Here is a 12008-nt window from a genome sequence, read left to right as displayed (position 1 = left end):
TTATTTCAAAGCCAAAGCAATATAATTTCCTCCAATTTTTTGTCCACGACCTCCACCGGCGGCAATGACTATAAATTGTTTTCCATCAATTTCGTAACTGATCGGCGTAGCAAAACCACCGGCCGGAAGCTGGTATTCCCAGACTACTTTTCCGGTTTTCTTATCAAAGGCCCTGATCTTCTCATCCTTTGTTCCGGCGATAAAAACAAGTCCGCCGGCTGTTGCCAACGGCCCGCCATAACTGTCTGTTCCGGTTGTTGGAACTCCTTTTTTTGCCAGCTCCGGATATTCTCCCAGAGGTACGCGCCAAAGATATTCCCCCGTATTTAAGTCGATGGCATTCAGCGTTCCCCACGGCGGTTTTATACCAGGATATCCATCCTGATCTGTGAATTTTTGCCAGGTTTTGCTGACGTAAGCCGGCGTATAAGGAAACCCGCCTTTTTTAACCGGAGTTTTTGCCACTTTATTTACAACTTCCTTCTGGTCTTTTTCTGAATTTAATAAAAAAGAAATAATTGCATCCTGCTCTTTGTCAGACAAATGAGAAAAAGAAGGCATTCTTCCGCTTCCGGTTTTCAGAATATTTTTGATTGATGCCGTATTCAGTTTTTTACCAATGTCAATAAGTGACGGCAATTCGTTTCCGCTTCCTTTCCGGTCCTGGCCGTGACAAGCCGAACAATTTGTCATGTATAAAGCATTTCCGGCCGTTCTTGGAATATCTGTCTTTTTCTGAGCAGCATCCATCATGATCAGCTCCCATGGTTCTTCATTTGCATTTTGATAAAAAATACCATCCGGATCCACAGCATTTCCTCCCCATTCTGCACCACCGCTGTAACCAAAAAGTAAAGTACCCGAAGTACTGGGCGGAGCGAATTTGTTATCTGTCTTTATTTTCAAATAGCGCTCTTTTACATAAGCATGCGCTTCCGGCGAAAGGTCGGTTATATCATTTTCGGTGTAAACCTGCCGCGATAATGGAAGTGGTTTAACGGGATATCTCTGGGTTGGAAAAGGATGTTCTCCCGTCAGTCCTTTTGTGGGAACGGGCCGCTCTTCCACGGGGAAAATGGAAGTTCCTTTTTCTCTGTCCAATACATATACCAAACCGTCTTTTGTTGACTGAACAAGTACATCTACTTTTTTCCCTTTATGGTTTATGGTAGTTAAATTTGGCGGGCTTGGATGATCCCGATCCCACAGATCGTGATGGATTGTTTGGTAATACCACTTCATTTTACCGGTTTGCGCGTCCAGAGCCATGATACAGTTGGCAAAAAGATTGGTACCTTTTCTATCGCCACCATAAAAATCAGAAGCAGGCGAACCTGTTCCAAAATATACAATTCCCCGTTTTTCATCAAGGCTCATACCACTCCAGTTGTTGGCCGCACCGATCTTTTTGTACGCGTCTTTTGGCCAGGTATCATAGCCAAATTCGCCCGGTTGCGGGATGGTATGAAAAACCCATTTCAGTTTTCCAGTAATCACATCAAAAGCACGAATATGCCCGGGAGCCGCGTCGCCGGATTCAGAAACCGCTGAACCGAGGATAAATGTATTTTTAAAAACGATACCCGGACTGGTGGCATTGACAGACAAAACGCTGACATCATGATCCATTTTGGTCTGCAATCCTTCATGAATATCGACCTTCCCTTTGACACCAAAACTTTTAATAATTTCACCGTTTTGTGCGTTAACCGCATACAGGCCAGAACCAACTGTATACAATATACGCTTATCCATCCCATCCTCCCAATACACCACGCCGCGGTTGGAATTTAGTCTATCATTTTTCGAAGGTTCGAATTTCCAGAGCTGTTCGCCTGTGCCGGCTTTCAACGCGAATAATTTTAATTCCGGGGTTGTCCCGTATAAAACCCCATGAACCACAATCGGCTGACACTGAATTGCTCTGTTACGCGACCTGCCCGGATTATCAGGATCAGGTTTTTCGGAAGCGTCGTACATCCAGGCCACTTGCAGATCCTTTACATTCCCGGTATTTATCTGGTCCAATGGCGAATATCTGTTTCCGGCCTTATTTCCACCATAGGTTGGCCAGTCGGTACCCGGACCGGAATACTTTTCCTTTTCGCGTGCGCTAAACATCGCAATGCTTAACAAAAGCTGGCCGATTAGTAAAATCCTGCGCATTTGCCTGATAGATAAAATTTTGAATTATTTGGTGTTGTTTGTGATAAAACTGACAATAACCTCCGGCTCTTTTAGGGTTAAGAAATGGCCTTCCCCCTGCCTGATTATTACTGTATTTTTCCCTCCCAGTTTTTTGTAACGCTGTTCCAGAACCTTCGTATTTTCACTCAACCAAGGATCCAGGCTTCCGCTCACCGTTAAAAGAGGAATTTTTGCTTTGGCCAGAGGTTCCAGATTATCAAGTAAAATTTGTTTTGACATCAAACTCATCAATACCGGATTTTCAGTGTAAATGGCTATTACTTTATCCGGGTTTTCAATCGCCCAGGCAAAACATTCACCTGCTGCGGCACCCTCTCCCTCCAACGCCACTTTTTTGGCAAAACCATGCTGAACCATGAAATTATAGGTCGAGTCCCACTGAGTTTTTACTGCACCCGATTGTTCCGTTAACGGAGCAATGACAATGTGATAGCCCTTTTCAAGTAATTGCTGATCAACAACATCGTCTCGGTTAATATTACCAGCTCTGAAAACCCACGGTTTCCCGGCAGCTGCATTTTCGGGTAGGATAACCGCTATGCCGGTAACACCCCACTGGCTGTTCCTTTCCTGATCATATCGTTCATAACATTTTGTAAAACCCGGTCCCCGGCTAATGGCATATGTTTTTTCTTCAGGCAGAAAATGGTAAGAATTCCGGAGGCTGTAATAATAGGATTTGATAAAATTATCGATGGCGAAATCCGGTCTTTTTTCCGGCGCAAGTTTCATATTGGATTCAATCCAGTCGGCGATCAATTTGGGATTTTTAAGGCTGTGGGGATGATGCGCCGGTCCTTCTTTTATCATAACGGTAATTCTTCCACCTAATTCCTGATAACGTTTTTCAATAGCCAATGTATTTCGTTCTAACAAAAAATCGGCTGAACCACAGATATTTAATAATGGAATATCATTTTTTGCAAGTTCATCAAGCTTCGAGAAAGTAGTCTGACGTATTGCCGGATTATCAGCATAAATACAGGAAACTTTATCCGGATTATTAGTCGCCCAGTCGTATTCATTTACGCCGCCCTTGCTCATGCCCACAAAAGCCGGCTTTTTTCCCAAACCATATTTTTCTGTCAAAAATTGATACCAGGCATTCCACTCTCTTCCCGGATCAGGAGTAATGAAAGCGATGAAAAAACCTCTTTTTAAAAGCTCCACTTCTGTCTGTGGTTCATGGTCCCAGTAACATCCCTGCCACGACCAGGGATTTCCCGCTGCTGCTTTTTGCGGAACAACGATAATGCATCTGCGCTGGCCTTTTTCGAGAGTTTTTACCGCATTTTTTTCATCCGTATCGGGTTTAAATGGGATTATTTTTAAAGTTGCCTCATCCATAACGAAATCATACCGGTCGAAGCCGTGCCATGAAACTTTATCACCGGTGAATACTGGCTGCGCGTTGATCTTCCCGATCAGGAAAAACAAAAGGATTATGGGCAGGAATTTATTTTTCATAGGCGGCTTAGGAATTTATTTTTGGGCAGGTTAGGGCGACCCTCGTGGTCGCCCTGGATTATTAAATATATCTTCCAAACAGACTTGATTCAAATTTGTATGGTTCCTCAGATCGTTTGGTTAAATTCTGGGATTGGGCGGCCATCAGGGGCTCATGAAGTCAAAGGCGACCATCAAAGGCGTTCGGGCAGTCCTGGGCGACCATCAGAGGACTATGCAATGCTGGGCGACCATTAGAGGACTATGCAATGCTGGGCGACCACGAGGGTCGCCCCTACAATCCTGACAATTCAGATAATGACCAGGATTTTGTACGGCCTGCGGTCTGATCACGGACGGTTTTGACATCTGCCGGCCGGATCGGTGGCGCGTTTACAAATTCATGACGGACGTAACTTAGTACTGACGCTATCCATTGGTCATCGTTATCTCCCATCGCCGGCATTTCGCTTGGATAAGTTTGTCCGTCGATTGGGCCGGAAAGTCCGTGCAGTAATATCCGAAGTGCCATATCCTTTCCTTTTCCAAGTCTTGGCGAACCTACAAGCGGAGGAGCGGTTTTGCTTTGTAGACCTTTTCCATCAACACCATGACAGGCGGTACAAAGTGATTTGTAAATGACTGCTCCGTTCAGTATCAGTTTTCTGTCAACTTCATCTAAACGACCCAACCGCTGACCAAACTTTTTAACATCTTCATTTTTTTCAATACTTTTCTGTGTACGAGCCAATACCTCATTTCCGTTCGAGGATGTAATAATTTCATCAATCAAACTTTTTGCCTTATCCGATTTACTGTATGTCAACGATAACATCAGCTGCATTTTCACATCGTAACTGGCATCCGTTTTCAAGCTGGCAAGATGCCCGATCATCTGATCATCCTTTTTCAGATAAGGCTCTGTCAACCGGATTGCTGTTTTTCTTATTTCTGCATCTTTATCTTTCATCGCACCCAGAACAACCGCACTGTCCAGCGCACCCAAACCTTCCAAAGTCCATAATGCATGAAGACGGCCTAGTGAAGAAGTAGATTTCTCCGATTCATTCTGGCTTTCCGCCATCATTTTTAAAGCAGGAATTACCGACCTGTCATTTCTGAGGATCAATTCTTTTTGCGCATTGTCACGCCACCAGCCATTGGGGTGATTAAGATAGGATACCAGTTTTTTTGATGAAGCATCCAGTAAATCAGGTTTTGGACCTGGTTTCATTCCGTCATAAACCAGACGATAAATACGGCCATGCTGAATGTTTTTATCCAGACCTAAACGCTTGATCTGCGGCCGCAGATAACTATTTGGTCCCGTCCAGTTTCCTTCCTGAATAATCCCTCTGTTCATATCTACCAGATATAAACAGCCATCCGGACCGGTATACATATTTACAACCCGGAAATTCATATCTGTTGAAGCAATAAATTCTTCTTTTTGATATGCATTTTCCAGGGTTATTTTCCCTCCTTTGTCAATCACTTTCGCGCGACGGATCAACCGGCCAACCGGTTCGCTGATCAGTAAATCTCCGTCAAGATCCTTCGGCAATCTGTCGCCACGAAAAATAACCTGTCCGCAGCTCGCTGTAAAATGATTCAAAGTCGTATCCGGTCTTAATCTTTTCAATCCGCCTTCAACATCCGGTGTTTTTATAATTGGATAAACCTCGTTGAATTCCTGGGTATACTGATCGTTGTATTCCATTCTACCATAAATCGGATTGATCTGAAAACCAAGCGCAGGCACTTCCCCACCCGCAGAAGAAAAGAAAAGCCGGCCGAAATTATCATGCGTCAAACCCCATTGCCCGTTGGATCCGCCTGGAATAGAATCAGGTACTAATATTCCCTTTGAATACCGGAAACGCACAGGATCTACGGTTGTATAGATGTAATTATCAAGATTCCAATCCAGTCCGCTGCGCTGATGTTCAAGGTTTCCGGGGGCTTTTTTGTTTGGGGTATAAACCGGTCTTTTATCATCAGCAACGCCATCACCGTTTGTATCTTTGTAACTATAAATATTATAAGTATCCGTCTCATTAACAAGCAGTTCACGACCGACACACAATAACATCCTCGGCAAAAGCATCTTATCAATAAAAACAGAACTTTTGTCCATTTTGCCATCATTATTGGTATCTTCCAAAAGCATCACGCGGCTTGTTGGTGCATGTTCGTTAGTGCCTTCCACATCCTGCATGTAAGTATTCAGCTCCGCCACATACATCCGTGCATTTCCGTCCCAGGCAACAGCAACCGGCTCATGGATCATTGGTTCGCTGGCTACAAGTTCCAGATGATATCCTTTTGGAAGCTTAAATGTTTTCAGACTTTGCTCCGGCGTCAAATGTTCCGGGGAAGGATTGGCAGTGAAAGCCGGAATAGCAGCCACAGAAGCATCCGTCGTCCTGAGCGTATTGTCAGTTGTCTTCTGACGTGAAACCTGACAGGTGATCAGTATAAAAGCTGTCAGGATGCAGGTGATCCAAATGTATTTTTTCATAATCAATGGGTTAAGCATTTACAGGGTTAGGGTATAAATTTTTCCTTTTTGGGTATCAAAATCGAAAACGGAAGTTTCTTTGATATTCAGTTTATTGATCGTTGCTGCCGAAGAGATAACAGGTTTAACGGCATCCTCGGTTTTATAGAAAACGTTAGCATTTTCTCCTTTTGCAGGTCGTAAAGCAAATCCCTGGCTTTGTAAATTATTTGGTAACCGCAGACGGCAATTCCCACCCAGATTGGACTGAATTACCAATTTTGAAACTTTACCATCTTTCCATTCCAGAGAAACAATTTCAAAACCGCCCCTGGCCCGGATCCCGGAAATGCTGCCGGTTTTCCAGCCATCAGGGAGAGCTGGCAATAGATGAATGGCGCCGTCATGGCTTTGCATCAACATTTCAGCAATACCGGCAGTACAGCCAAAGTTTCCGTCGATCTGAAAAGGCGGGTGTGCGTCAAAAAGATTCTTGTAAGTTCCTCCGCCACCTTTTTTGCCAGGTGCGTTTACAGGCGATAGCTGATCCGTGATAAGTTTATATGCCCGGTTTCCATCCTGCAATCTTGCCCACCAGTTAACTTTCCAGCCCATTGACCAACCTGTTGAAACATCACCGCGATGTTCCAGTGAAGTCCGTGCGGCACTGAAAAGTTCAGGCGTCCGGTATGCAGAAAGCTGATGTGAAGGATATAATCCATATAGATGTGAAATGTGACGATGTTTATCTTCCGGGTTGTCAAGATCTTCGAGCCATTCCTGTAACTGACCAAATTTCCCAACTTGCATCGGAGCCAGTCTTGCACGTTTTTCCTTTAATATTTTGACAAATTCCGGATCTGTTCCTAGTGCTTCGGCAGCGCGTAAGGTACTGGTAAAAATGTCATAGACGATCTGGTTATCCATCGTGTTTCCGGCACCAATTGTGACATCAGGACGGGAAGCCGGAGCATTTTCCGGCGACATACCGGGAGCCACAACGAGCCATTTATGCGTTGGCTCTTCAACCAGAAAATCAACAAAAAATTGTGCAGAACCTTTCAGTGCCGGGTATACTGATTTCAAATAATTTCTATCTCCGGAATAACAATATTTCTCCCAGGCATGCGTGCTGAGCCAGGCGCCTCCCATGGGCCACATGGCGTAAAAAATCGGATCGACCGGACCTGTAATTCTCCACAGATCGGTGTTATGGTGTGCTACCCAGCCACCTGCTCCATACATCACTTTTGCTGTTTCCTTTCCGGTTTCAGATAAATCATTAACCAGCTGAATCAAAGGATCATGCATCTCAGTCAGGTTGGTAACCTCGGCTGGCCAGTAATTCATTTCAGTGTTGATGTTGATGGTATATTTGCTATCCCATGGCGGGCTCATTTGTTCATTCCATATACCTTGCAAATTTGCAGGCTGCCCTACGGGCATACCATTCTGAGCTGGCTGTGAAGACGAAATCAGCAGATATCTGCCAAACTGGAAATACAAGGAAACCAGTTGCGGATCATTTCCCGATGCAAATTTTTCTATTCTTTCATTGGTAGGCAGTTTAGCCGCATCGCTGATACCCAGATCGAGCTTTACACGGTTGAAATACTTTTGATATGCCAGAACGTGACTGTCAAGAATTGTTTTGAAAGATTTTTTAGATGCATTGTTCAGATATAAATCTGCCTTGGCTACGGGATTATCCGTCAATGTTTTGTAGTTGACAAAGTTGGTAGCGATCGAAATATAAATCGTTGCTGCATTGGCTTTATTAATGGTAACGGAAGTATCATTTTCCGTGATTTGCCCACCTTCGTTCAGCACTTTCACATGAGCATTAAAAGCAACTTGTCCTTTAATACCCTCATTGTCGCTGGTGATTCCGGAAAATATCAGTCTCCCACCTTTATCCGTTTTCCGCTGTCCCTTTTGCGGGCTTGTCAGAAATGAAGTGAAATTTAATTTTCCGGGTTTGTCGGCAGTCAGGCGAATTGCAATGATCTGGTCAGGCACCGAAGAAATAACTTGTCGGGTGTAACGAACACCATCGACGGTATAGGAAGTGGTCGTGATCGCCTTTTCCAGATCCAGTTCACGGTAATAGTCCGTTACCGACTCATGTCCGGGAAAAGCGAGATTAAGATTCCCAACCGGCTGGTACATCATACCATTGGTGGTTTTCGATTCAATATTCTGTGCCGCCAACTTTTCTGCTTCGGCATGTTTTCCCTCAAAAATCAATTTTCTGATTTGTGGCAATGCGGCAAGCGCATTGGGATTATCATTGCGGTTTGGCCCGCCAGCCCATACCGTCGACTCGTTCAATTTTATAATTTCCTGCTCAGGATTTCCATAAACCATCGCCCCTAAACGCCCGTTACCGACCGGCAGTGCATCCGTCCAGATTTTGCCCGCAGGTTTGTTATACCAAAGTTTCAGCGCACCAGTTTGCTGAGCAAATGCCTTGGATGTAAGCAATAGAACAGTGAAGAAAAGAATAATATTTTTCATGTGAATGATTAGATACCTTATCAAAAAGTAGTGATTGAAAATAAAAGAAAGGTGACACTTAGATAAGAATCGAAAAAGAATACTCTAATCATTTTTATTTGTAAATATTTAATAAAAGTAAAAAGGCGAATCAGTCGTGATAGCAACCGGAATAATTTTCAGCCAAGTTAGGCGCAGGGGATTAACAGAATGCTTAATAAAAGATTAACCAAACCCATTTTCACTTATAAATTATCATATATTCAAATAAAATAATCCTAAAAAGAAATAGCCCGAGTAATAGGTCGTTGATCCTATATCCTGGCTATTTCTAATCCACTCGATTGCTAATCGTGTTTCAGCACATATCTTCCCTTTGCTTGTCCCTTTAATAATTCTTCCAGCTTATCTGCCAATTCATCCAGACCAATTTCCTGAACCATCATATCAAGATGAACCGGTTTCCAATCTTTTGCCAGCAACTGCCAAACTTTTTTTCGCAAAGCCATAGAAGCCTGGGCGGAATCGATTCCCGTCAGTGTGATACCGCGTAAAATGAATGGAAAAACAGAAGTATTCAAATCCGCCGAAGAGACGTTCCCACAGCAGGTGACAATTCCATTTTGCTTTACAGATTTCAAAATTCCGGACAAAGTCGGACCACCCACATTATCGATCCCAGCTGCAAAATCAGATGATGACAAAGGTTTACTGTTATATTTTTCAATAAATTCATCGCGTTTTAAGATTTGACTGGCACCGAGTGCAGAGGTCAGAAAATCATTTTCGTTTTTCCCGGAAATCGCCGCAACATCAAAACCCAATTTTGATAAAATGGCCGTGGCCATACTGCCAACCCCTCCTGTTGCGCCGCTTACTATTATTTCGCCCTGATCGGGCGTGATTCCGCCGGTGATTACTTTTTCAACGGATAAACCGGCTGTTAAACCTGCCGTCCCAAAACGCATCGCTTCCAATAATGAAAGACCATCCGGCAAGGCCACAATCCAGGAGGAGGGAACGCTGATATATTCACCAAAACCACCCCAGGTATTCATGCCCAGGTCAAATCCGGTTACCAGAACCAAGTCGCCTTCTTTAAAATCTTTTGTGCTGGATTTCACTACAATTCCGGCGGCATCAATTCCGGGCACATGTGGGAATTTCCGGGTTACGCCCTTATTACCAGACGCCGATAAAGCATCCTTATAATTCAATGATGAGTAACTCACCCTGATGAGCACATCGTTTTCCGGAAGATCAGAAATATTTAACGCTTTAATTTCCTTTTTGAACTTTCCCTCTTCCTGGCTTATATATAAAGCTTTGAATGCCTTTGTCATGATTTTTTTTGATTAAAATTACATGTAAAAAATGGTTGGATTAATCCGGAAACCGAATTAGTCCAACCATTTTTTTTCTGTTATATCAATTATTAATCCAGTAAACCTTCTAAATGTTTATAATTAGACTTTACAGTATCCAAAACTTCCTCAAACTTTCCGCCAAGCATTAGTCTGGTCATGGACAGCGCCATTCCAGTCATCATTTTCAATTCAATTTTTGGGGGCATGGCCAGCGCATTTGGATCCGTCATCACATTCACCAAAACCGGCCCATTATAAAGAAATGCTTCCTTCAAACCGGATTCCAGATTGTCCGGATCGTTGATTGTTATTCCTTTTATCCCCATTGCTTCTGCCACCAATGCAAATTCCGGATTTACCATATCTGTTTCAGAATCAGGCAAACCGGCCACTTCCATTTCAAGCTTCACCATGCCCAGCGAACGATTATTAAATACTACGATTTTGATCGGAAGATTGTATTGTTTGATCGTGGCCAAATCCCCAAGCAACATGGAAATACCGCCGTCACCACAAAAAGCAACTACCTGACGATCCGGACAGGCCAGCGCGGCACCAATTGCGTGCGGCATGGCATTGGCCATAGAACCATGCGTGAAAGACCCAACCATACTCCGTTTTCCGGTTGCCTGAATATACCGGGAAGCCCAGACACAGCACATACCGGTATCCACCGTAAATATGGCATCCTGCGTAGCCAGCTTATTAATTTCGGCAGCAACGGATTCCGGGTGGATCGCATTTTTTTTGCCTTTGTCTTCAACGTAGGTCTGCAAATGATCTTTTACCTTTTCATAAATATGCAGCTGCGCTTTTAAAAAACTTTCATCTTCCTTGATTTTCAGAAGTGGCAAAAGTGCCTTGATTGTCGATTTGGTATCTCCATGCAAGCCCATTTCCAGTTTCGCCCTTCTTCCCAGTCTTTCAGGACGCGTATCGATCTGTACCAAAACTTTATCCTGCGGAATAAAAGGTGTGTATGGAAAATCAGTTCCGAGCAAAATCACCAGGTCACTTTCATGCATAGCGTGATATGCGGAAGGTAATCCGAGCAAACCAGTCATTCCAACTTCATAAGGATTGTCATATTGAATACCCATTTTCCCGCGGAACGAGTACCCGACCGGAGCCTTCAATAACGCAGCCAATTCCACAACTTCGTCATGCGCATCCGACGCACCGATTCCACAGAAAATCGTGACTTTTTTATGTTTGTTGATCAGATTTGCCAAAGCCAGAAGGTCATCATCATTTGGCCTGATCTGGGATTTGGAAAAATAATTTTTGTCGGCAGTGATATTTTCTACTGCATCCATAGCGCTCACATCGCCCGGCAAACCTAACACCGCCACGCCTTTTTGCTGGATGGCGTGTTGCAATGCGGCTTGCGTCATTCTTGGCAGCTGGGCTGGTGTGGCCGCTATCTGGTTATAATAACTGCAATCGTCGAAAAGTTTGATTGTATTTGTTTCCTGAAAATATCCGCTTCCAAATTCCACGGTAGCACAAGTTGATGCAATTGCCAAAACCGATGCTCCTGCGCGGTGCGCATCATAAAGTCCGTTGATCAAATGCACATGACCTGGTCCGCTGCTGCCTGCGCAACAAGCCAAACCATTAAGTTCGGCTTCTGCCGCGGCGGCGTATGCCCCGGCTTCTTCATGTCTTACATGAATCCATTTTATATCCGGATTTTTTCTTACCGCATCATTCAACTCATTCAGACTGTCGCCTGTTACTGCATAAATCCGTTTGATACCTGCCTGAACGAGCATATCCGTCAGTTGTTCTGCTACTTTTTTTGACATATGAATAGGTATTGATTTCTATTGAATGATACAGTTCACCAGGGTTATAAGCGCAACTTTCGTTCCAGTGATCTGGAATTTCAGCGATTACATTTTAATGTACTAATGTTTGTTGGCAAACCACAATAATACCGCCTGGCTTTTGTAAAGATCTATTATTACTGTAGAAAAGTCAATGGATTT

At 43.8% G+C, this 12008-nt stretch carries 6 protein-coding genes; all 6 read right to left on the bottom strand.

What is annotated here, in order from left to right:
• The 6 genes from LXL81_RS00625 to LXL81_RS00600 all read right to left on the bottom strand — a co-directional run bounded on the left by LXL81_RS00625 (position 1) and on the right by LXL81_RS00600 (position 11825).
• Positions 1-2166 carry a PQQ-binding-like beta-propeller repeat protein gene (locus LXL81_RS00625; RefSeq protein ID WP_409013828.1) on the bottom strand — a complete coding sequence of 722 codons (2166 nt, stop codon included), beginning with the start codon at positions 2164-2166 and terminating at the stop codon, positions 1-3.
• 24 nt (positions 2167-2190) lie between these two features.
• Complete coding sequence (locus LXL81_RS00620; protein ID WP_234644770.1) at positions 2191-3675, bottom strand: hypothetical protein; 1485 nt, start codon at positions 3673-3675, stop codon at positions 2191-2193.
• Between the two features lie 274 nt (positions 3676-3949).
• Positions 3950-6175, bottom strand: a complete 2226-nt coding sequence (locus LXL81_RS00615) for a c-type cytochrome (protein WP_234644769.1) — start codon at positions 6173-6175, stop codon at positions 3950-3952.
• 18 nt (positions 6176-6193) lie between these two features.
• Positions 6194-8671 carry a glycosyl hydrolase family 95 catalytic domain-containing protein gene (locus LXL81_RS00610; RefSeq protein ID WP_234644768.1) on the bottom strand — a complete coding sequence of 826 codons (2478 nt, stop codon included), beginning with the start codon at positions 8669-8671 and terminating at the stop codon, positions 6194-6196.
• Positions 8672-8997: 326 nt separating this feature from the next.
• Positions 8998-9993 (bottom strand): YhdH/YhfP family quinone oxidoreductase, encoded by a 996-nt coding sequence (locus tag LXL81_RS00605; RefSeq protein WP_234644767.1) that lies wholly within the window; start codon positions 9991-9993, stop codon positions 8998-9000.
• A gap of 92 nt (positions 9994-10085) precedes the next feature.
• Positions 10086-11825, bottom strand: a complete 1740-nt coding sequence (locus LXL81_RS00600; RefSeq protein WP_234644766.1) for a thiamine pyrophosphate-dependent enzyme — start codon at positions 11823-11825, stop codon at positions 10086-10088.
• Positions 11826-12008 lie beyond the last annotated feature (183 nt).

The sequence above is a fragment of the Dyadobacter sp. CY356 genome (genome assembly GCF_021440195.1).
Taxonomy (GTDB): domain Bacteria; phylum Bacteroidota; class Bacteroidia; order Cytophagales; family Spirosomataceae; genus Dyadobacter.
The sequence above is the reverse complement of the archived record's forward strand: the minus strand, read 5'-3'. Positions and strand labels throughout refer to the sequence as shown.

What these genes read in the sequence shown, in the direction of transcription:
- LXL81_RS00610 (WP_234644768.1), bottom strand. Translation starts at nt 8,671, where the DNA reads ATGAAAAATATTATTCTTTTCTTCACTGTTCTATTGCTTACATCCAAG.
- LXL81_RS00615 (WP_234644769.1), bottom strand. Translation starts at nt 6,175, where the DNA reads ATGAAAAAATACATTTGGATCACCTGCATCCTGACAGCTTTTATACTG.
- LXL81_RS00605 (WP_234644767.1), bottom strand. Translation starts at nt 9,993, where the DNA reads ATGACAAAGGCATTCAAAGCTTTATATATAAGCCAGGAAGAGGGAAAG.
- LXL81_RS00600 (WP_234644766.1), bottom strand. Translation starts at nt 11,825, where the DNA reads ATGTCAAAAAAAGTAGCAGAACAACTGACGGATATGCTCGTTCAGGCA.
- LXL81_RS00625 (WP_409013828.1), bottom strand. Translation starts at nt 2,166, where the DNA reads ATGCGCAGGATTTTACTAATCGGCCAGCTTTTGTTAAGCATTGCGATG.
- LXL81_RS00620 (WP_234644770.1), bottom strand. Translation starts at nt 3,675, where the DNA reads ATGAAAAATAAATTCCTGCCCATAATCCTTTTGTTTTTCCTGATCGGG.